The 19,907-nt window shown below is 71.2% G+C and carries 19 protein-coding genes and 1 riboswitch; of the genes, 2 read left to right on the top strand and 17 right to left on the bottom strand.

Annotation, left to right across the window (positions count from 1 at the left end):
- The gene (locus AB0A65_RS16455) at nucleotides 1-738 is read right to left on the bottom strand and encodes a succinate dehydrogenase cytochrome b subunit (RefSeq protein WP_359952079.1); all 738 of its coding nucleotides are present in this window, start codon (nucleotides 736-738) and stop codon (nucleotides 1-3) included.
- Nucleotides 739-815: 77 nt separating this feature from the next.
- On the opposite strand from AB0A65_RS16455, the gene AB0A65_RS16460 reads away from it, so the two are divergent.
- Entirely contained in the window at nucleotides 816-1,742 is a 927-nt protein-coding gene (locus tag AB0A65_RS16460; protein ID WP_359952081.1) for a LysR substrate-binding domain-containing protein, read from the top strand.
- Here AB0A65_RS16460 and AB0A65_RS16465 read toward each other — a convergent pair.
- Nucleotides 1,739-2,113, bottom strand: coding sequence for an ankyrin repeat domain-containing protein (locus AB0A65_RS16465; protein ID WP_359952083.1), 375 nt, complete (start codon nucleotides 2,111-2,113; stop codon nucleotides 1,739-1,741). The two genes, AB0A65_RS16460 and AB0A65_RS16465, sit on opposite strands and share 4 nt — an antisense overlap.
- Nucleotides 2,114-2,367: 254 nt before the next feature.
- On the opposite strand from AB0A65_RS16465, the gene AB0A65_RS16470 reads away from it, so the two are divergent.
- Complete coding sequence (locus AB0A65_RS16470) at nucleotides 2,368-2,586, top strand: hypothetical protein (RefSeq protein ID WP_359952085.1); 219 nt, start codon at nucleotides 2,368-2,370, stop codon at nucleotides 2,584-2,586.
- Here the strand turns inward: AB0A65_RS16470 and AB0A65_RS16475 are convergent.
- From AB0A65_RS16475 to AB0A65_RS16545, 15 genes are all read right to left on the bottom strand, one after another.
- On the bottom strand, nucleotides 2,558-3,709 hold the full coding sequence (locus AB0A65_RS16475; protein WP_359952087.1) for a chorismate-binding protein: 1,152 nt from the start codon (nucleotides 3,707-3,709) through the stop codon (nucleotides 2,558-2,560). The genes AB0A65_RS16470 and AB0A65_RS16475 overlap by 29 nt on opposite strands.
- A 52-nt stretch (nucleotides 3,710-3,761) precedes the next feature.
- Entirely contained in the window at nucleotides 3,762-5,438 is a 1,677-nt protein-coding gene (locus AB0A65_RS16480; RefSeq protein ID WP_359952089.1) for a hypothetical protein, read from the bottom strand.
- Nucleotides 5,439-5,528: 90 nt separating this feature from the next.
- Nucleotides 5,529-8,378, bottom strand: coding sequence for an aminomethyl-transferring glycine dehydrogenase (gene gcvP, locus AB0A65_RS16485; RefSeq protein ID WP_359952091.1), 2,850 nt, complete (start codon nucleotides 8,376-8,378; stop codon nucleotides 5,529-5,531).
- Nucleotides 8,379-8,416: 38 nt separating this feature from the next.
- Nucleotides 8,417-8,517: riboswitch (glycine riboswitch) on the bottom strand.
- Nucleotides 8,518-8,538: 21 nt separating this feature from the next.
- Nucleotides 8,539-9,096 (bottom strand): MerR family transcriptional regulator, encoded by a 558-nt coding sequence (locus AB0A65_RS16490; RefSeq protein ID WP_359952093.1) that lies wholly within the window; start codon nucleotides 9,094-9,096, stop codon nucleotides 8,539-8,541.
- 104 nt (nucleotides 9,097-9,200) lie between these two features.
- The gene (locus tag AB0A65_RS16495; protein WP_106365715.1) at nucleotides 9,201-9,671 is read right to left on the bottom strand and encodes a bifunctional nuclease family protein; all 471 of its coding nucleotides are present in this window, start codon (nucleotides 9,669-9,671) and stop codon (nucleotides 9,201-9,203) included.
- 130 nt (nucleotides 9,672-9,801) lie between these two features.
- Nucleotides 9,802-10,236: an FHA domain-containing protein gene (locus AB0A65_RS16500; RefSeq protein ID WP_106365716.1), complete on the bottom strand. Its 435-nt coding sequence runs from the start codon at nucleotides 10,234-10,236 to the stop codon at nucleotides 9,802-9,804.
- A 36-nt stretch (nucleotides 10,237-10,272) separates the two neighbouring features.
- Nucleotides 10,273-10,650 (bottom strand): glycine cleavage system protein GcvH, encoded by a 378-nt coding sequence (gcvH, locus tag AB0A65_RS16505; protein ID WP_359952096.1) that lies wholly within the window; start codon nucleotides 10,648-10,650, stop codon nucleotides 10,273-10,275.
- Nucleotides 10,651-10,797: 147 nt separating this feature from the next.
- Nucleotides 10,798-11,409 carry a CDP-alcohol phosphatidyltransferase family protein gene (locus AB0A65_RS16510; RefSeq protein WP_359952098.1) on the bottom strand — a complete coding sequence of 204 codons (612 nt, stop codon included), beginning with the start codon at nucleotides 11,407-11,409 and terminating at the stop codon, nucleotides 10,798-10,800.
- A 351-nt stretch (nucleotides 11,410-11,760) separates the two neighbouring features.
- The gene (locus AB0A65_RS16515; RefSeq protein ID WP_359952100.1) at nucleotides 11,761-12,369 is read right to left on the bottom strand and encodes a hypothetical protein; all 609 of its coding nucleotides are present in this window, start codon (nucleotides 12,367-12,369) and stop codon (nucleotides 11,761-11,763) included.
- A gap of 152 nt (nucleotides 12,370-12,521) precedes the next feature.
- Entirely contained in the window at nucleotides 12,522-13,130 is a 609-nt protein-coding gene (locus AB0A65_RS16520; RefSeq protein WP_359952102.1) for a DUF624 domain-containing protein, read from the bottom strand.
- Nucleotides 13,130-14,020, bottom strand: coding sequence for a carbohydrate ABC transporter permease (locus AB0A65_RS16525; protein WP_359952104.1), 891 nt, complete (start codon nucleotides 14,018-14,020; stop codon nucleotides 13,130-13,132). The genes AB0A65_RS16520 and AB0A65_RS16525 overlap by 1 nt, the downstream gene beginning before the upstream one ends.
- Complete coding sequence (locus tag AB0A65_RS16530; protein WP_359952106.1) at nucleotides 14,017-15,009, bottom strand: sugar ABC transporter permease; 993 nt, start codon at nucleotides 15,007-15,009, stop codon at nucleotides 14,017-14,019. Before AB0A65_RS16530 ends, AB0A65_RS16525 begins: the two co-directional genes overlap by 4 nt.
- Nucleotides 15,010-15,077: 68 nt before the next feature.
- The gene (locus tag AB0A65_RS16535; protein ID WP_359952107.1) at nucleotides 15,078-16,376 is read right to left on the bottom strand and encodes an extracellular solute-binding protein; all 1,299 of its coding nucleotides are present in this window, start codon (nucleotides 16,374-16,376) and stop codon (nucleotides 15,078-15,080) included.
- 53 nt (nucleotides 16,377-16,429) lie between these two features.
- On the bottom strand, nucleotides 16,430-17,878 hold the full coding sequence (locus tag AB0A65_RS16540; RefSeq protein WP_359952108.1) for a rhamnulokinase family protein: 1,449 nt from the start codon (nucleotides 17,876-17,878) through the stop codon (nucleotides 16,430-16,432).
- Nucleotides 17,875-19,905 carry a bifunctional aldolase/short-chain dehydrogenase gene (locus AB0A65_RS16545; protein ID WP_359952109.1) on the bottom strand — a complete coding sequence of 677 codons (2,031 nt, stop codon included), beginning with the start codon at nucleotides 19,903-19,905 and terminating at the stop codon, nucleotides 17,875-17,877. Before AB0A65_RS16545 ends, AB0A65_RS16540 begins: the two co-directional genes overlap by 4 nt.
- Between the last annotated feature and the right edge of the window lie 2 nt (nucleotides 19,906-19,907).

Consider the following 19,907-nt stretch of genomic DNA (forward strand, 5'->3'; position numbering starts at 1 on the left):
TCAACTCACCAAACCGAACGTGACGGACAGGGGCACGATCGCGAACCCTGCGACGATGATGACGGCGACGGCGAGCGCGATCGCCTGGGTGCGCTTGCGCCACTTCGTGGTCGGGCCCGCGATGGTCTGCACCGCCGACCAGATGCCGTGCCGCAGGTGGAACCCGAGGGCCACCAGGGCGAGGAGGTAGAACACGGTGACCGGCCAGCGCGAGGGGTCGAAGGTGGCGACCACGGCCCCGTAGGCGTCGTGGATGTCCTTGACCGGGTTGACGGTGCGCCAGGTGAGGTCGAGGAGGTGCCAGACGACGAACAGGACGATGACGATCCCGCCCAGGCGCATCGTCAGGTACGCGTTCGGGGACTCGCCCTTGGCCTTGTGGTGGTGGGCGTACTTGACCGGCCGCGCGTGGTGCGAGCGCACCGACAGGACGATGCCGGTCCACAGGTGGACGACGATGGAGGCGACCAGGCCGATGCGCAGGACCCACAGCAGCGACTCGTGGGGCAGGAGCGGCTCGCCGAACGACCGCAGGCCGGCGGCGTAGGCGTTCATCTCCTCGCGGCCCTCGAAGATGTGGAGGTTCCCGGCCATGTGGGCGATGATGAACAGCACCATCAGGACGCCGGAGACGGCCATGGCGATCTTCAGGCCGATGTTCGACCGCCAGGGCTTCCGGGCCGCTTGGGCGCGTTTCGCCGCGCGGGCGGCGGTGCGCGTTTGCAAATCCGTAGACACGACCGGATGCTAGACGCGACAGGCGTCACCGGTCCAATTCATGGCCGGACCCCGATCCATGCCGATACGTTATGGTCATGCGCCCGCAGCAGCTCCAGGCATTCCTCGCCGTCGCACAAACCCGGCATTTCACCCACGCGGCCGAAGAACTCGGTGTGACACAACCGTCATTGAGCAAGCAGATCCAGGCCCTCGAAACCGAGCTCGGCGCGCCCTTGTTGACGCGCTCGCGCGGGCGCATCGAGCTGACCGACGCGGGCCAGACCCTCCTGCCCCACGCCCGCCGCATCACCGCCGCCCACGCCGCCGCCCGCGCCGACGTCGACGACGTCCTCGCCGTCCGCGCCGGGCACCTGCGCCTGGGCGCGACCCCGTCCCTGTGCTCCTGGCTCATCGCGCCTCTGCTCACCCGCTACCGGGACGCCCACCCCGGGGTGACGGTGACGCTCACCGAGGACGGCTCCGGGCCCCTGGCCGAGCGCCTCGCCGCCGGGGACCTCGACCTCGCGTTCACCGCCGGGGACACCGGCGCCGACCCGACCCTCTCCGTCCAGCCGCTCCTGGCCGAAGCCCTCGTCGTCGCCTCCGCCGCCCACCTGCCCCCGCTCACCCGCCAGGCGTACATCGGGCTCGCGCAGCTCAGGGAGCAGGCGTTCGTGCTCCCCGCGCACGGCTACGACCTGCGCGACCTCACCATCACCACCTGCGAGCGGGCCGGATTCACCCCAAGAACCGGGGTGGACGGGGGCGCGACGGACGCCATCGCGTCGCTGGTGGAGGCGGGCCTGGGGATCGCGCTGCTCCCGGCGATGATCGCCGCGTCCCGCCCGGGGCTGCGGGCGACGCCGCTGGCGCCGCCGGGGGCGAGCCGCACGATCGCGCTGGCGTCGCGGCGGGAGGCGCCGTTGACGAAGGCCGCGGGGGCGTTCGCGGCGTGCCTGGACGAGCATCTGACGGACCTGCACGCGTGGGGGCGGCTCCCGCAGGGGATGCGCGCGGTCTAGGGGTCGGTGAAGGTGTCGCGGTCGAACATGGCGGCGGTCTGGCGCGCCGAGGGCGTCCCGGCGTCGGGGTCGGCGCCGGCGTCGATGAGGACGCTGACGACGTCCTCGTAGTTCTTGAAGACGGCGCCGGCGAGGGGCGACTGCTGGCGGTCGTTGCACCGGTCGACGGCGGCCCCGGCCCCGATGAGGGCGGTGACGGTGGGGGCGTGGCCGTGGTAGGCGGCGAGCATGAGCAGGGAGTCCCCGGAGCCGTTGGCGAGGTCGACGGGGAGCCCGGCGGCGACGAACGCGAGGAGCCGGTCGGTCTCGCCGGCGCGGGCCAGGTCGAACGCGGCCTCGGCGATGTCCTGGAATTCCTCGTCGTCGCTCATGCGCACCAGCCTTCCACACCCGCCCGCGGCCTGTGGCGCGTATCGCGCGGGGCCTCTCCAGTGGACCGGGGCGGGCCCGGTTCACCCGGGCAGGTGTCGGCCCGGGTATTGACACGGCTGCATCGGGGTGGGAAAGATTGATGCGGGCCCGCAGGCGCCTCGCTGACACGAACCGCCGCGTCGCCTCAATCGGTGGGGACAAGAACGGTGAGGACTCGGGCATGAACGAGCCGAAAATCCTAGGACAGTTCCAATTGGAACATCGGACCATCCAGGTCAGCGGCGACGACGGGAACGTCGGCACGGTCTGGCTGCAGCGGCTCCATCCGGATCCTCCCATGGCGCTGGGCTGCGTGGTGGAGCTGGACTCCTCGACGCCGCGGCTGCGCCTGTACCGGGCCGAGTGGCCCGATGCGCTCAGGGAGCAGGCGAAGGAGCAGACGATCAAGATCTGGCGGGCCGCCCGGGACTGAGCCGCGAGGCCACGGCCTCGGCTTTCGCGTCGGCTTCGGCGACCTCCGCGTCGGGGTCCGAGCGCCACGTGATGCCCCCGCCCGCCCACAGGTGGGCCCGGGTCGCGTCGAGGGCGACGGTGCGGATCGTGACGCCCAGCCTGATGCGGTCGCCTTGGATGAAGCCGAAGGCGCCCATGGCGGGGCCGCGGCCGACCGGTTCGAGCCCGGCGGCGAGGTCGAGCATGGCGAGTTTCGGGGTGCCGGTGACCGAGCCGGGCGGGCACATGGCCCGCAGCACGTCGGCGAGGCCGGTCCCGGGTTCGAGTTCGCACACCACTGTGGATTCGGCCTGCCAGAGGCGGTCCCATTGCGCGAGTGCGAACAGCCGCTCGACGGCGACGGTGCCGGGGACGGCGATCCGCGCGAGGTCGTTGCGTTCGAGGTCCACGACCATGACGTGCTCGGCGCGCTCCTTCACCGACGCCAGGAGCTCGGTGCGGCCCTCGGGGGTGGCGGGCGCGGTGCCCTTGATCGGGTAGGTCGCGGCCTTCCCGGTTTCGACGGTGAGGAACGCTTCGGGGGACCCGGAGGCGACGAGCCACCCGTCCCCGGACAGGACCCCGCCCCACGACGCGCCCGGAATGCCCGCCACGGCCGCCGCGAGCCCGGCGGGGTCGCCGGTCCAGGGGGCGCTGCGGTGGCCGACGACGTTCGCGACGTACACCTGGCCCCGCCCGATCGCCTCCTGCACGGCCACGACCGCTTTCGCGTGGTCGGCGCCCGACCACGACCGCCGCCACTCCCCCACCCTGAACGCACCGGGGGCGCGGTCGCTGCGGTCCCCGTGGGCGTAGGCCACGAGCGCGAGATCGGGGACGGCCGGCACCGGCGTCGGGGCGCCCGTCGCACCCCCCGCCATCACCGCCCCGGCCGCGGAGGACACGAGGACGGCGACACCGCAGATCGAGCCGTCCGCGTCGCCGTGCGGGGCGCCGTACTCGGCGCAGAACGCCTCGGCGAGGGCCGCGGGGTCCCCGCCGTCGCCCACGCGCCATTCGAGCCGGTCCACCTCGACCAGGCGCGCCCGGCACGCCGGATCGGCACCGGGCGGCGCGGGGGGCACGGACCGCAAGATCGACATGGACCCATTGTCGCCGCGACTCACCGGACGCGACCGGACCGAGTGGGGCACCTCACGCCGGAGCGATCGCCCCCAGGACCCCGCCCTCCGACGGCGCCGCGATGTACTCCCCGCCCGTCGCCTCCGCCAGCTGCGTCAGGTTCTCCGCGTTCGCCGCACCGAACCCGACCGTGTACACCGTCGCCGACCCCGCCATCGCCGCCAGCGCGTCCGCCGTCTCACCCACCGTCGGCAGGCTCGCGGTGTCCTCACCGGAGTTCGTCAGCACCACGATCACGTTCGCCGCCCCGTCCACCAGGTTCGCGTTCATGTCCGTGTACGCCGCCACCAGGGAGTCGTACAGCGGCGCCCCGCCCTCGAACACGGCCTCCTCCGACAGGTCGTACAGCGTCTGGGTGAGCCCGCTCTTCGCGTCCCCGGACATCTCCGCACCCTCGGACACCGACCGCCAGTTCACGTCCTCGCCCGCACCGACCCCGTACTCCCACAGCCCCGCCCGCCAGGTCGGCTCCATCTCGTCGATCATGTCGATCGCGACCCGCACGGCCGCGATCCCCGCCTCGACCGTGTCGCCCTCGTACTCGACGTTCTCCTCCATCACCGCCGAGGACCAGTCGAGCAGGAACATCACGTTCAGGTCCTGCGCCCCCGACTGCCACGCCCGCACCGCCGCACCCACGGCCTCCGGCGTCGCCTGACCCAGAGCCGCACCCGCATCGTCAATGGGCTTCAGCTCGGGGTCGGTGAACGCCCCCGACGACACCTGCCCCGACACGTACTCGCCGAAGTCCTCCGCGATCTGCGCATCGGTCGCCGACACCCACGCCGCACCCCCGAGGACCATGTACGACGCCACCGCGCTCACCGTCGACCCCGACGGCGTCACCGGCACCAGCGGATCCTCAGAATCCGACGTCGAGTTGAAGTCCTCGACCTGGTAGTCCAGCATCGTCATCACCTGCGACGCATCGGCCGCCTCGATGTACGCGTTCTTCAACCCCTCGCCGTCCGCCGCCGACGACCCCGCCTCGATCGCCGCCGCATACGCGTCCGACGCCGCCTGCGAGAACCCCCCGGCCCCGTCCGACGACGCGTTCAACAACGCCACCAGCCCCTCGGTCGACGACCGCGGATTCGCCGCCGCCAGACTGATGTCCCCCGCCGTCGCCGCCGACACCACATCCGCCCACGTCGGCGGCTCACCACCGATCCAACCCAGGTCCGTCGCCGTCGACTCCGCGACCGCCAGCACCGACCCCGCCTCACCCAGCGCCACCGGCTCCGACGACACGTACCCCGCCGTCGCCTCACTCGACGTCATCCACGACGCCCACACCTGCGCATCAGGCGCCCACGCGATCGGCCGCTTCCCGAACGACATCGCATTCCACGACCCCGTGATCCCCCGCGACGCGTCCGCAGCCGACACCTCCGTCACCTCGACCCCGACGCACTCCCCGTTCAGCTCCGGCTGCTCCCGCTCCCACTCCTGCGCCGCATCCCCCAGAGACCCGAACACACTCGGCGCCGCCGCCACCGTCACCCGGTACACCTCACCCGAGCAACCCGACCGCAACAGCGCCACGAAACCCCACGTCAAACCCGACGCCACCAGCACCGACACCAACGTGATCACGATCCACGGCGCCACCGGCATCTTCTGGCCGCCCTTCTTGCGCCGCCGCCCCGTCCGGTGGGACTTGACCTTGTGCTCAATGCCGAAAACCATGCGCTTCACTCCTGGGGGGATCGTCGGCAGCCAGTCTAGAGCCCGCACGTCGAAGGCCCGCCCACAGTAGTGAGCGGACCTCCCGTCAACCTACTCCCCGAACGCCTCGATCGGCGGACACGTGCACGCCAGGTTCCGGTCCCCCCACGCATTGTCGATCCGACCCACCGGCGGCCAGTACTTCGCCGCCGACACACCGCCCGGCCACGCCGCCTCCGAACGCGAATACGCCCGCTCCCACACGTCCGCGGTCGCGACCGCCGCCGTGTGCGGCGCCGCCCGCAGCGCCGAGTCCTCCACCGCGACCCCACCGGACGCGACCGCGGCGATCTCCGCCCGGATCGCGACCATCGCATCGATGAACCGGTCCAGCTCCGCCAGGTCCTCCGACTCGGTCGGCTCCACCATGAGCGTCCCGGCGACCGGGAACGACATCGTCGGCGCGTGGAACCCGTAGTCGATGAGCCGCTTCGCGACGTCCTCGACGGTCACACCCGACTCCTTCGACAGCTCCCGCAGGTCCAGGATGCACTCGTGCGCCACCAGACCGTGCTCGCCCGTGTAGAGCACCGGGAAGTGGTCGCGCAGCCGCGCCGCCACGTAGTTCGCCGCGAGGACCGCGGAGGCGGTCGCCGCCGTGACGCCGGCCGAACCCATCATCCGCAGGTACATCCACGGGATCTGCAGGATCCCCGCCGAACCCCACCGCGCCTGCGACACCGGACCCACCGGCCCCGAGGCATCCGACGGGTCGGAGGGCAGGAACGGCACCAGGTGCGCGGCCACCGCCACCGGACCCACACCCGGACCCCCGCCGCCGTGCGGAATGCAGAACGTCTTGTGCAGGTTCAAATGCGACACGTCCGCACCGAACCGACCCGGCTTCGCCCACCCCAGCAGCGCATTCAAGTTCGCGCCGTCCACGTACACCTGACCGCCCGCGTCATGGACCCGCGCGCACACCTCAACGATCGTCGACTCATAGACACCGTGCGTCGACGGATACGTGACCATCAGCGCCGCAAGCCGCTCCGCATGCGCCGCGATCTTCGCGTCCAGATCCCCCAGGTCCACGTTCCCGGCCTCATCGCACGCGACTACCACGACTCGCATCCCGGCCAGGACCGCGCTGGCGGCGTTGGTGCCGTGGGCGGAGGCGGGGATGAGGCAGACGTCGCGGCCGGTCTCGCCGCGGTCGTGCTGCCAGGCGCGGATGGCGAGGAGCCCGGCGAGCTCGCCCTGCGATCCGGCGTTGGGCTGCACGGAGACGGCGGCGTAGCCGCACACGTCGGCGAGCCAGCCTTCGAGCTGGTCGATGAGGGCCCGCCAGCCGCGGGTCTGGTCGGCGGGGGCGAGCGGGTGGACGTCGGCGAACGCGGGCCAGGAGATCGGCTCCATCTCGGCGGCCGCGTTGAGCTTCATCGTGCACGACCCGAGCGGGATCATGCCGCGGTCGAGCCCGTAGTCCATGTCGGCGAGGCGCTTGAGGTAGCGCATCATCGCGGTCTCGGAGTGGTGGGCGGTGAACACCGGGTGGGTCAGGTACGCGGACTCGCGCGCCAGCCCGGCAGGGACCGCGGCGGCGGCCGGTGCGGCGAGGGGGATGCCGAACGCGGCGCACACGGCGGCGAGGTCGGCTTCGGTCGTGGTCTCGTCGCAGGAGGCCGCGACGGTGTCGGCGTCCACGCGGCGCAGGTTCACGCCACGCTCGGCCGCATCGGCCACGACGGCGTCGGCGCGGCCGGGGACGGCGGCGGTGACGGTGTCGAAGAACGCGTCCGAGGCGAGGGCGATGCCCGCGCCGGTGAGCGAGGCGGCCAGGCGGGCGGCCTGGGCCGCGGCGTGCTCGGCGATGCCGCGCAGGCCCTGCGGGCCGTGCCAGACGGCGAACGAGGACGCGATCACCGCGGGCAGCACCTGCGCGGTGCAGATGTTGCTCGTGGCCTTCTCACGGCGGATGTGCTGCTCCCGCGCCTGGAGCGCGAGGCGCAGCGCGGGCTGGTCGCCCGAGTCGCGCGAGACGCCCACCAGGCGGCCCGGCAGCTGCCGCTGGAGCTGCTCCCCGACGGCCATGTAGCCCGCGTGCGGCCCGCCGAAGCCCATCGGCATCCCGAACCGCTGCGTCGACCCCACCGCGATGTCCGCACCGAACTCGCCCGGCGCCGCCAGCAGCGTCAGAGCGAGCAGATCGGCCGCGACCGTGACCAGGGCGCCCTGGGCGTGGGCCGTCTCGGCTACCGCGCTCCAGTCGCGCACCGCGCCGTCCGCGCCCGGGTACTGGAGGAGGATCCCGAAGGCGCCCTCCGGGACTCCGGCCGACAGGTCAGTCACTTGGAGGTCGATGCCCACCGGCTCGGCCCGCGTCTTGAGCACCGCGAGCGTCTGCGGCAGCACCCCGGCGTCCACCGCGAACACCTCACCCGCACCGCGCTTCGCCGCGCGGCGCGCCAGCAGCATCGCCTCAGCGGCCGCCGTCGCCTCGTCCAGGAGGCTCGCACCCGCCACCGGCAGGCCCGTCAGGTCCGCGACCATCGTCTGGAAGTTCAGCAGCGCCTCAAGGCGCCCCTGCGAGATCTCCGCCTGGTACGGCGTATAGGCCGTATACCAGGACGGGTTCTCCAGGACGTTCCGGCGGATCACCGCCGGCGTGTGGGTGCCGAAGTAGCCCAGGCCGAGCATCGAGCGCATCGGCCGGTTCAAAGCGGCGAGGTCCTGGAGCTCGGCCTGCGCCTCGGTCTCGGACACCGCGGGCGGCAGCGCCAGCCCGTCGCGCGAGCGGATCAGCGCCGGCATGCACGCGTCCATCAGCGCCTCAAGGCTCGGATACCCGACCGCCTTCAGCATGGCGTCCTGGTCGGCGGGATCGGTCCCGATATGGCGGGCGGCGAAAGCGGAACGGTCGGTCACGGTACCTCCGGTGACATGGGACGACACTGGCATCCCCTCGTCTGTCACCGGGTGAGCGGCTTCAGAGCGGCCTGTTCCGAACGGTCCTGGTACCTGAGAGTTTGAAGCGAGGGACTTGCCCCTTCGGTGCCGTGTAGCGCATGAGGCCCACGATCTCTCCCGCCCGGTTTTCCGGCTCTGCCGCCATCGTAGGTCAGGACACCCCGCGCCGGCGAACGGGCACACCCGTCGTGTGGCCCACCGCCGCCTGCTCCGGCGCGTGCAGCTGCGTCGGCGCCTTCACCGGCGCCTCACCCGGCAGCGTCGCCAACCGCCCCATCACCTCGGTCACCGTCGACCGCACCGCGATCCCGAAGACCCCCTGGCCGCCCCGCAGCAGGTCGATCACCTCGCCCGCCGACCGGCACTCGTACACCGTCGAACCGTCCGACATGAGCGTGATCTCCGCCAGGTCCTTCACCCCGCGCGAACGCAAAGCCTCCACGGCCTTGCGGATGTTCTGCAACGACACCCCCGCATCGAGGAGCCGCTTGATGACCTTCAGGACGATGATGTCCCGGAACGAGTACAGCCGGTTCGACCCCGAACCCGACGCCGCCCGGATGCTCGGCTCCACCAGGCCCGTCCGCGCCCAGTAGTCCAGCTGCCGGTACGTGATCCCCACGACCCGGCACGCCGCCGTCCCCCGCCAACCGCGGATCTGACTGGGCGGGACCACCTGGCGTCCCGAGGGTTCACTGTGGGCGTCCATGGCACGTCCTCCGAGGTCAGCGGGTGTCCTACGAGGGTGAGCCTAAACGCCCCGACCCTCCACCATGGGCTGAACCAGAGAAAACCTCGGCCGGTCCCCAGGACTCAGCGGTTCTCCTCGAAGTCCTCGGGCGTGACCTCTTCCAAGAACTCCCGGAACTTCTCCACCTCGTCCTCCTGCGTATCGGGAAGGACCACCCCGGCCTCGTCGAGCACCGCGTCGGCGCACCAGATCGGCGCCTCCGTGCGCAGCGCGATCGCGATCGCATCCGACGAACGGGAGGAGACCCGCGTGCGCCCGTCCAGGACGAGCTCCGCGAAGTAGATCGTGTCCCGCAGCTCCGTGATCTCCACCGACGTCAGCGTCACGTCCAGCGCGTCCAGCACGTCGCGGATCAGGTCGTGCGTCAGCGGACGGGAGAGCTGCACGTCCTGCTGCTGATAGGCGATCGCGGCCGCCTCCACCGTCCCGATCCAGATCGGCAGGTACCGATTCCCGTCGACCTCTTTCAGGAGCACCACCGGCTGATTGCTCGGGAGTTCCACGCGGACCCCGACCACGGTCATCATCCGCACCGGTAACGCCTCCAACGGTATCGCCGTCAAATGAAAGGACCCGCCAGGGAAGGCCCGGGCGGGTCCTGAGACTCTCAGCCTACTGCGCCGATGACGCGCGCGCTGCGCGCGCCGGGGTACGGCGCCGGGGTCAGGCGGCCGGCTTCGGACCGGAGATGAACACCAGGCGGAACTTGCCGATCTGCACCTCGTCGCCGTTGCCGAGACCGGCGGTCTCCACGCGCTCGCGGTTCACGTAGGTGCCGTTCAGGCTGCCCACGTCGCGGACGGTGAAACCCGCCGCGTCGCGGTGGAACTCGGCGTGGCGCCGCGAGACCGTCACGTCGTCGAGGAAGATGTCGGAGTCGGGGTGGCGCCCGGAGGTCGTCACCTCGGTGTTGAGGAGGAAGCGCGCACCGGCGTTCGGTCCGCGGCGGACCACGAGCAAGGCGGTGCCCGCCGGGAGGGAGTCCGCCAACCGGGCGGAGTTGAGCTCCGCGTCGACCTCGCCGCCTTCCTGCAAGGCGGACAGGTTCATCGTGGCCGTGACATCCGGCGGAGGGAACTCGTCATTCGAACGCGTCATGGGATTGCCACCTTCTAGCAAGTCTGGACCCTCTGGTCACTCCGTAAGCTTCGCATATGCTCCGGCGTCGAGCAAAGCACTGAGCGAGCCGGCATCCTCGACTTCGATGTCGAACATCCAGCCCGCCGCATAGGGGTCGCTGTTCACCAATTCCGGGGATTCCGACAATTCGTCATTGCACGCAAGAATCTTACCGGTCAAGGGAGCGTACACGTCGGAGACGCTCTTGGTCGACTCGACTTCGCCGACCACCTCACCGGCTCGGACCTCGGCACCGGCCTCCGGAAGTTGGACGAATACGACGTCGCCCAGCGCGTTCTGCGCGAACTCGGTGATGCCGATGCGCACGACATTGCCGTCGCGGACCTCGACCCACTCGTGCTCCGCCGTATAGCGCAGTTCTTCCGGAATCACCTGGTGCCCCCCTCTGCGAGCGCCCCCGCCCTGTTGCGGGGTCGGACGTCCATGACGGTATCGCCCGTCAGAACCGGCGTTGCGGCGGGGCGGCGGCCGCGTGACAGAACGGCGCTCGCAGAAGCAGCGGTGGGACCGCTACCCTGCTCACGCCGCGACCTCCGTGCGGGGACTCCCGGCCCTGAGGAGCCCGCGGGCCTGCCGCAGGTACACCAGGGCTGCGAGCCAGTACAGGCCCAGGCCCCACCAGGCGAGGGCCCAGCCGAGCGGCTTGGCCCAGAAGTCGGCCTCGGGGACGAGCCCGGCGATGACGAGCACCGGGAACGTGCAGAACACGATCGTCGTGGACGCCTTCCCGAGGAAGTGCACTTGGGGCGGGGCGTGGCCGTGCCAGCGCAGCACGATGACCATGCCGACCATGACGGCCTCGCGGGCGAGCGCGGCCAGGGTGAACAGCCACGGCAGCAGGCCCACGTAGGTGAGGGCCAGGAGCGCGGTGAGGATGTAGAGGCGGTCGACGAACGGGTCGAGGAGCCGCCCGAGCTTCGAGACCTGGTTGAGGTGGCGGGCCAGCTGCCCGTCGACCCAGTCGGTGCCCGAGCCGACCGCGAGGACGACGGCGGCCTGCCAGTAGTACTGCGTGCCCAGGAGGAGGTAGCAGAACAGCGGGATGCCGAGGAGGCGCACGGCGGTGACCAGGTTCGGCCAGGTCCACACGCCCCATCCGGCCGGTGGCGCAGCGTCGGCTGACTTGCTCAAGGCGTTCCTCTCGGCGGCGCCGGTCGCCGTGGCGGCCCGGTGCCCTGGGTCGGTCTCCTCTCGCTCGCCGGCGGGCGAGCGGTGTGTGGTCGTTTCGTTTCGCTTCGGTGGGTGTACCGCGATTCTAGCGGTAGGGGCCGACACCCGTACCGGGGAAATTCGAGCCCTTGTATGTGTTGCTGACGGGCGAAGCCCGGCGTTATCAGGAGCTGAGCCCGAGGTCGGACCGCGATTCCACAAGAGGCGGTACGCCTCGGAGTCGATATAACTCTTATGGAAAACGTGATAGGAAACAACCCGGGCCGGTCCTGTGGGACCGGCCCGGGTCTCGTCTGGAGGTGCCGGACGGGCCTACGCGGACGGCGCGCCGGGGATGAACACCTCGGGTTCTTCCTTGCGGAAGTAGGCGTTGGCGGACGGGACGGCCAGCAGGATGATCACCAGCAGGGAGCCGAGGATCGCTAGGGCGAAGGTGGCGTAGCCGACCCAGGTCGTCCACGCCGGGTAGGCGCCGGTGACGGCGTCGAAGAGCGCCTGGACGTCGAGGCCCTCGGCGTCGCCGGTGGCTTCGAGGCCGGCCTCCATGAAGGAGACGGCGAAGAACTGGGTGGCGGCGAGGAACCCGCCGCAGATCAGGACGAGCGGCTGGACGATCCAGGTGAGGATGCGGCCGACGCGGTTGCCCGCGCCGTTGAGGAACGCGAGCACCAGGATCAGCGCGGCGAACACGAACGGTCCGATCGCGTTCAGGCCGCCGCCCTCGAAGGTGGTGCCCTCGGGGAGGTCGGAGACGGCGTAGCCCTGGGCCGCGAGCTCGGCCTCGGCTGCGGACTGGGCGTCGGCGCCGTAGAGCAGGCCGGCGACGGCCTGGACGACGAGGAGCAGCGCCAGGAGGATCTGGAGCCACACTGCGAAGGTGACCGACCCGGGGCGGGTCTTGGCGGGCGGGGTTGCGGACATGCTTGCCTCCGTGCGGGTTCACGGGCGCGGCCGTGACGGCCGGACCACTGGGGGTGGTCTCCCCACGCTAGCAAGCATCGACGCCCGTCGCTGGAAGGAATACCCGTCCTTCTGCGGCAGTAGGCGCCGGAGCCCCGTGTCGGTCGTGAGGACTACTCCCCTGCGTCCTCCTCGGCCCGCTGGAGCGCCCTGCGCCGCACGGCCACCGCCGCGCCCACCAGGCACCCTGCCATCGGGACCGCCAGGAGCCACAGGGCCCACGCGGTGGCCGCGAACGCGGCGACGCCGCCCAGGAGGATGCCCGTGCCGCTCAGGTCGGTCCGGGTGCCGTCGAGGGCGCGGGCGAACACGTCCCGCCACCGCTCCCCCGGCGCCCACTCCGCGGCGGCGCGCAGCAGGACCGTCACCGCGAGGGCCGCGACGACGAACGTGGCGAGGGCGAACCCGGGGCGGCCCGGGACGCCCTCCTGCGCGAGCACGGCGAGGTTGAGGACGAGCACCAGGGCCGCGCCGACCATCGCCAGTCCGACGCGCCAGCCGTCCCGCCAGGCCGCTCGGAAGTCCGCCCAGAACGAGCCCCACGACGTGGGGTCCCCTTCGGTGTACGCCCGCAGGTGCCGGGCCGCGGCCGCCAGCGCGGCCGGGACCGTGACGACCGGGATCGCGGCGAGGGCGAACCACACGCCGGTCAGCAGGCATTCGGCGAAGAGCGCGAAGCCCTCGCCGAACGCCTGCCGCCTCGGTCTGGCGATGGCGGCCATCAGCCCTTGACCCCGGAGGTGGCGATGCCCTTGATGAGGAACTTCTGGAAGACCAGGAAGAACAGCACGACGGGGACGAGGGACAGGAGCGTCATCGCCATCATGCCGCCGTAGTTCGAGACGGCCTCGGTGTTGTTGTAGGACTGGAGGAGCCGCGGCAGCGGGAACTTCTCGATCTCGTGGAGGTAGATCAGGGGGCCCATGAAGTCGTTCCAGGAGCCGATGAACGTGAAGATCGAGGAGGTCACGATCGCGGGGCGCAGGAGCGGCAGCATGATCGAAAAGAAGATGCGGAAGTGCCCGGCGCCGTCGATGGTCGCGGCCTGGTCGAGTTCGCGGGGGATGCCGCGCAGGAACTGGATGTACATGAACACGAAGAACGCGTCGAGGGCGAGGAACTTGCCGATGACGAGCGGGAAGATCGTGTTGACGACGTCGAGTTCGGAGAAGATCAGGTACTGCGGGATGAGCATGACCTGGCCGGGCAGCAGGAGCGTCGCGATGACCACGGCGAACATGGCCTTGCGGCCGGGGAACTCCAGGCGGCCCAGGGCGTAGGCGGTGATCGAGCAGGAGACGACGATGCCGACCACGGAGAGCGCGGCGATGACGAACGAGTTCCAGAAGAACCGCCACAGGGGGACCCCGGCAAGGCCGTCGAAGGCGCTCGCGAAGTTCTCCCAGGTGATCGTGGACGGGATCGGGGACAGGTCGGTGATGATGTCCGCGTTGGGTTTGATGGACGCGGTGAGCACCCAGAACGCGGGGTAGAGCACGACGATGAGGGACGCCAGGAGGCACAGGTGCCACAGGACGGAGCGGCCCCTCTCGCCCGCGGTGCGCTGGCGGCGTCCGACGATGCGGGGTTCTTCTGCGGTCTGAGCGGTCACTTGTTGTCCTCCCCCGCGTAGTAGACGAGGTTCTTGGCGGCGCGGAACATGATCAGGGTGACCACGCCGACGGCGAGGACGAGCATCCAGGCCCAGGCGGAGGCGTAGCCCATGCGCAGGTCGACGAAGGCGAGCGCGTAGATGCGCACGGTGTAGAAGAGCGTGGACCAGGCGGGTCCGCCGGCGGTGCCGCCGATGATGAAGGCGGGGCCGAACATCTGGAACGCGTGGACGGTCTCCATGAGGACGTTGAAGAAGATGACCGGGGAGAGCATGGGGATCGTGATGTGCACGAACCGGTGCCACTTGCCGGCGCCGTCGACCTCGGCGGCCTCGTAGAGCTCGCCGGGGACCTGGAGGAGCCCGGCCATGAAGATGACCATGGGGGCGCCGAAGGTCCAGACGCTGAGGAGCACGAGCATGAGGATGGAGACGTCGGGGTTGCCGATGAACCCGCCGCCCTCCCAGCCGAAGAGGCTCATGAACTGGTCCTGGGGGCCGTCAGCGGCGAAGAGCGCCTTCCAGACCAGGGCCATGCCGACGCTCATGGCGATGAGCGAGGGCATGTAGAACGCGGCCCGGTAGAAGCCGATGCCGCGGCGCTTCTGGGTGAGGAGCATGGCGACGGCGAGGGACGCGAGGAGCTTGAGCGGGACGGCGAGGACGACGTACAGGAGCGTCACCTTGACGGCCCGCGCGAACATCGGGTCGGCGAACATGGCCCGGTAGTTCTCGAAGCCGATGAAGTCGCCGCCGAGGACGAGGTGGTAGTCGGTGAACGAGAGGTACAGCGACCACAGCATGGGGCCGACGGTGAACACCAGCGAGCCGATGATCCACGGGGTCATGAAGGTGTAGCCGGTGAGCAGTTCGCCGCGGCGCGAGAGCGAGGGGCGGCGCTTGGCGGCGCCCTTCTGCTTCTTGTTCGCCTTTGCGGGGGCTCCGGCCTCGTCTGCCGCGGGCGGTGCCGCGGTCGGAGGAGCTGTCACGGTGAGGTTCCTTATCGGCGTTGGCTTTCGGGCCGCGGGGCGGGCGTGCGCCCCGCGGCCCTCGGGTTCTACTGCTCGGCGGCGAGGAGGGTCTCGGCCTCGGTGAAGAGCAGGTCGGCGGCGTCGGCGGGAGTCATCGCCGCGTACTGGACCTGCTGGTAGATCTCCAGGAACTTCTGCTCGATCGCGCCGGTGGCGGCCGGCGGGGCGGGCGGCGGCGTGGTGAGGTACTGGGAGACGCTGGCCTCGTAATCGAGGACGGCCTGCGCGTACTCGTCCAGTTCCACGTTCTCCAGGCCCACGTTGGTGGCCGGGATGCCGCGGTTGGTGCCGAGGATCGCGATCGCCTCGGGGTCGCCGAGGAAGAAGTCGACGAACTTGGCGGCGGCTTCGGCCTGCTCGGTGGTGGCCGAGATGACCAGCTGCATCGAGGGCTTCAGGTAGAGGCCGAGGTTGGCCGGGTCGACCGTGGGCGGGGCCGCCAGGGCCAGGGTGCCGCCGTTCTCGGCAACCGTGGGCGCGAGGCCCGGCATGAAGTTGTCCCAGCTGATCTCGGAGCCGAGGACGTCCTGGACGAGGCCGTCTTCAGTCCATTCAATGGTGGTCTCCACCGGCGGGACGAGTCCGGCCTCGTAGAGGTCGGCGGTGCTCGTCCACCATTCGGTGAGCTCTTCCTTGGTGAAGTTGAGGGCCTTGCCGTCCTCGGTGTAGAACGAGCCGCCCTGCTGGCGCAGCCACAGCTCCATGAAGTGGTACTGCCCGGCCCAGTCGCCGCCGCCCCACTTGCCCTCGCCGAGGGCGGGGGTGAGGGTGGTGATGGCCGCCTTGTAGTCGTCCCAGCTCTGTCCTGCGGTGGGGGCGGCGATGCCGTTGGCCTCGAACCAGTCGGCGCGGTAGAGCAGGCCGAGGGTGTTGCCCGCGGCGGGGACGGCGACGAGCTGGCCGTCGAGCTTGGCGGTTTCGAGGAAGCCCTCGCGGAAGTCGTCGGTCTTGACGACACCTTCGAGGGGCAGGAGCATCCCGGAGCCGCCGAACTGGCGCAGGCGGGAGTAGTCCATCTGGAAGACGTCGGGCAGGTCGCGGGAGGCCATGCGGCCGGCGAGGCCCTCCCAGTAGGTCGGGAAGTCGGCGAAGTTCGCCTTGACCTTGATGCCGACGTTCTTCTCCTCGAACAGGGCGATGACGTCCTGGGTGAGGCCCGCGCGGGTCTCGTCGCCCCACCATTCGAAGCTGATCTCGATGGGGTCTTCGGCGGTGCCCGCGGGGCCTTCGTCGTCGCCGCAGGCCGCGGCGGCGGCGAGGACGGCGGCGGCCGAGGCGCCCGTGAGGAGGGATCGGCGCCGGAGGCGGTGAGGGTGGCTGATCATCGTTGATTGCTCCTTCTGAATTGAGGGGTCCCGCCGGGGCGGGCCTTCGGGATCTATTGAGTTCGCCCCGACAGTCGTCGGGTGGCTTGCTCCCAGGGGGCTTGCGTCCCTTGGGGTTCGTGGCGCCTTGGCCGCGCCGAGGCGCGGGCCGCGGCGCGGCGGGGCTCCGGTCCGGGGCCGATGAGGCCGAGGGCCTGGGCCTGGACGAGGGCGTTGCCGAGGGCGGTGGCCTCGTCGGGTCCGGCGAGCACGGGACGGCCGGTGGCGTCGGCGGTGAGCTGGCAGAGGAGGGTGTTCTTGGACCCCCCGCCGACGATGTGAACGGTATCAACCGGGTCGCCGGTGAGGGCTTCGAGCGCGTCGATCGCGCGCCGGTGCGCGAGTGCGAGGGAGTCGAGGACGCACGCGGCGACCTGGGCGGGGGTCTCGGGGACGGGCTGGCCGGTCTCGGCGCAGTAGGCGCGGATGCGCTCGGGCATGTCGCCGGGGTCGGCGAAGCGGGGGTCGTCGGGGTCGACGACCGAACGCAAGCGCTCCTCTGCGGCGGCGGCGTCGAGGAGCCCGGCGAGGTCGATGTCGCGGCCCTGGCGGCGCCAGGTGTCGACGGACTCGGACAGGAGCCAGAGCCCGGCGACGTTGCGCAGGAACCGGATCGTGCCGTCGGCGCCGCGCTCGTTGGTGAACCCGGCGGCGAGGGCCTCGGGGGTGGCGATCGGGGTGTCGCGTTCGGTGCCGACGAGGGACCAGGTGCCGCAGGAGATGTACGCGGCGCGGTCGCCCTCGTAGGGGACGGCCGCGACGGCGGCGGCGGTGTCGTGGCTGGCGGTCGCGATCACCCGGGTGGTGTCGGCGAGGCCGGTGGCCGCGGCGATCTCGGGGAGGATCGGGCCGAGGACGGTGCCGGTGGGGGTGACCGGGCCGAGCACACTGCTGAAGTAGGTCGCCAGTTCGTCGGCCCAGCTGCCGTCCGCGAGGTCGATCAGTCCGGTGGTCGAGGCGTTGGTGGCCTCGCACGACAGCTCGCCGCTGAGCCAGTAGGCGATCAGGTCCGGGATGAGCAGCAGGCGGTGCGCCGACGGGCGCAGCCGGTTCGCGAGTTCGGCTTCGAGCTGGAAGACCGTGTTGAACGGCTGCGGCTGGATGCCGGTCCGCTCGAACAGCTCGGCTTCGCTCACCGAAGCCAGCACTTCGGCCTTGGCCTTGGCGTTGCGAGCGTCGCGGTAGCAGACCGGGTTGCCCAGCAGGCGGCCGTCGGCGTCCACGAGTCCGTAGTCCACGGCCCAGGAGTCGACGCCGATGGACGCGGCGTCGCCGACGGCGCGGAGGCCGTCGAGGACGCCGGACCACAGGCCGAGCACGTCCCAGTAGAGGCGGCCGCGGACCTGGACGGCGCGGTTGGGGAACCGGGCGGCCTCGGTGAGGCGCACCTGGTCCCCCTCGACATGCGCGGCCATGACGCGCCCGGAGGACGCGCCGAGGTCGACCGCTGCCAGGACCGTCATCTCAGGAAGCCTTGCGGGTTTCCCGAGTCGACGGGGATGTGGACGCCGGTGGTCAGGCCCAGGTCGGGGCCGACGAGCGCGTAGACGGCGTCGGCGACCGAGGACGGGAGCACTTCCCGCTTGAGGAGGGTGCGGCCCGCGTAGTACTGGCCGAGGTCCTCTTCCTTGACGCCGTAGACGGCCGCGCGCTTGGCACCCCAGCCCCCGGCGAAGATCCCGGAGCCGCGCACGACCCCGTCGGGGTTGACGCCGTTGACGCGGATGCCGTGCTCCCCCAGCTCGGCGGCGAGGAGGCGCACCTGGTGGGCCTGGTCGGCCTTCGTGGCGGAGTACGCGATGTTGTTGGGGCCCGCGAACACCGAGTTCTTGGAGGCGATGTAGACGATGTCCCCGCCGAAGCCCTGGGCGATCATGAGGCGCGCGGCCTCGCGGGAGACCAGGAACGAGCCCTTCGCCATGACGTCGTGCTGGAGGTCCCAGTCCGCGGCCGTGGTGTCGAGCAGCGGCTTGGACAGGGAGAGCCCGGCGTTGTTGACGACGAGGTCGACGCCGCCGAACGCGAGCGCGGCCGCGTCCAGAGCGGACTTGATCGCGCTTTCATCGGTGACGTTGCAGGACACCCCGACCGCGACGTCCGCGTTTCCGATCTCGGCGGCCGTGGCGGCCGCCTTCTCGGCGTCGAGGTCGGCGATGACGACGCAGGCGCCTTCGGCCGCGAGGCGCTCGGCGGTGGCCTTGCCGATGCCCCCGGCCGCGCCGGTCACCAGCGCGACGCGCCCGGCGAGCGGCTTGGGCTTGGGGCGGCGCTGGAGCTTGGCCTCTTCGAGGGACCAGTACTCGATGCGGAACTTCTCGGACTCGGCGATCGGCTCGTACGTGGAGACCGACTCGGCGCCGCGCATCACGTTGACGGCGTTGACGTAGAACTCGCCCGCGACGCGCGCGGTCTGCTTGTCGGCGCCGAAGGAGAACATGCCGACGCCCGGGACCAGGACGATCGCCGGGTCCGCGCCGCGGATCGCCGGGGAATCGTCGGTGGCGAAGCGCTCGTAGTAGGCGCGGTAGTCCTCGCGGTAGGCCCCATGGCGCTCCTGGAGCTGCGCGATGACCTCGTCAAGGGGCGCGGCGGCGGCGGTCTCCACGACCAGGGGGCGGACCTTGGTGCGCAGGAAGTGGTCCGGGCAGGAGGTGCCCAGGGCCGCGAGCTCCGGCATCCGCGAGGAGGCGAGGAAGTCGAGGACCTCGGGGGCGTCGGTGAAGTGGCCGACCTGGCGGTGGTCGGTGGAGGCGAGGCCGCGGACGACGGGCGCGAGCGCGGCGGCCCGGTCCCTTCGGGCGGTCTCATCGAGCGGGGCCCACGCGGGGACCTTGTCGCCGAACGGGTCCGGCTTGCCGTGCTCGGCGAGGTAGGTCTCGCAGCCGCGGATGATCTCCAGGGAGTTCGCCTCGCACGCTGCGGAGGTGTCGCCCCAGGCGGTGATGCCGTGGCCGCCGAGGATGCACCCGATGGCCTGCGGGTTGGCGTCCTTGATCGCGGCGATGTCCAGGCCCAGTTGGAAGCCGGGGCGGCGCCAGTCCACCCAGACGACGCGGTCGCCGAAGCAGGCTTCGGTGAGCGCGGGCCCGTCGGCGGCCGTGGCGAACGCGATGCCGGAGTCGGGGTGGAGGTGGTCGACGTGCGCGGCGTCCACGAGGCCGTGCATGGCGGTGTCGATGCTCGGCGCGGCGCCGCCGCGGCCGTGGAGGCAGTAGTCGAAGCGCTCGACCATGACGTCTTCCTCGTCGACGCCGGGGTACGTGTCCACCATGGCGCGCATGCGATCCAGGCGCAGGACCGCGAGCCCGGCCTCCTTGAGGGTGCCGAGGTCGCCGCCGGAGCCCTTGACCCACAGCAGCTCGACGTCCTCGCCGGTGACCGGGTCGGTCTCGGCGCCCTTGGCGGAGGTGTTGCCCCCGGCGAAGTTCGTGTTCCGCTTGTCGGCGCCGAGGCGGTTCGAGCGGGTGATCAGGTCGTTGACGGTGCCCATGG

Origin of the sequence: Glycomyces sp. NPDC047010 (genome assembly GCF_040644205.1) — a bacterium.
Classification (GTDB): Bacteria; Actinomycetota; Actinomycetes; order Mycobacteriales; family Micromonosporaceae; genus Glycomyces.

What these genes read in the sequence shown, in the direction of transcription:
- AB0A65_RS16475 (WP_359952087.1), bottom strand. Translation starts at nt 3,709, where the DNA reads ATGTCGATCTTGCGGTCCGTGCCCCCCGCGCCGCCCGGTGCCGATCCG.
- AB0A65_RS16490 (WP_359952093.1), bottom strand. Translation starts at nt 9,096, where the DNA reads ATGGACGCCCACAGTGAACCCTCGGGACGCCAGGTGGTCCCGCCCAGT.
- AB0A65_RS16480 (WP_359952089.1), bottom strand. Translation starts at nt 5,438, where the DNA reads ATGGTTTTCGGCATTGAGCACAAGGTCAAGTCCCACCGGACGGGGCGG.
- AB0A65_RS16515 (WP_359952100.1), bottom strand. Translation starts at nt 12,369, where the DNA reads ATGTCCGCAACCCCGCCCGCCAAGACCCGCCCCGGGTCGGTCACCTTC.
- AB0A65_RS16520 (WP_359952102.1), bottom strand. Translation starts at nt 13,130, where the DNA reads ATGGCCGCCATCGCCAGACCGAGGCGGCAGGCGTTCGGCGAGGGCTTC.
- AB0A65_RS16465 (WP_359952083.1), bottom strand. Translation starts at nt 2,113, where the DNA reads ATGAGCGACGACGAGGAATTCCAGGACATCGCCGAGGCCGCGTTCGAC.
- AB0A65_RS16535 (WP_359952107.1), bottom strand. Translation starts at nt 16,376, where the DNA reads ATGATCAGCCACCCTCACCGCCTCCGGCGCCGATCCCTCCTCACGGGC.
- AB0A65_RS16545 (WP_359952109.1), bottom strand. Translation starts at nt 19,905, where the DNA reads ATGGGCACCGTCAACGACCTGATCACCCGCTCGAACCGCCTCGGCGCC.
- AB0A65_RS16460 (WP_359952081.1), top strand. Translation starts at nt 816, where the DNA reads ATGCGCCCGCAGCAGCTCCAGGCATTCCTCGCCGTCGCACAAACCCGG.
- AB0A65_RS16500 (WP_106365716.1), bottom strand. Translation starts at nt 10,236, where the DNA reads ATGACGCGTTCGAATGACGAGTTCCCTCCGCCGGATGTCACGGCCACG.
- gcvP (WP_359952091.1), bottom strand. Translation starts at nt 8,378, where the DNA reads ATGCCAGTGTCGTCCCATGTCACCGGAGGTACCGTGACCGACCGTTCC.
- AB0A65_RS16540 (WP_359952108.1), bottom strand. Translation starts at nt 17,878, where the DNA reads ATGACGGTCCTGGCAGCGGTCGACCTCGGCGCGTCCTCCGGGCGCGTC.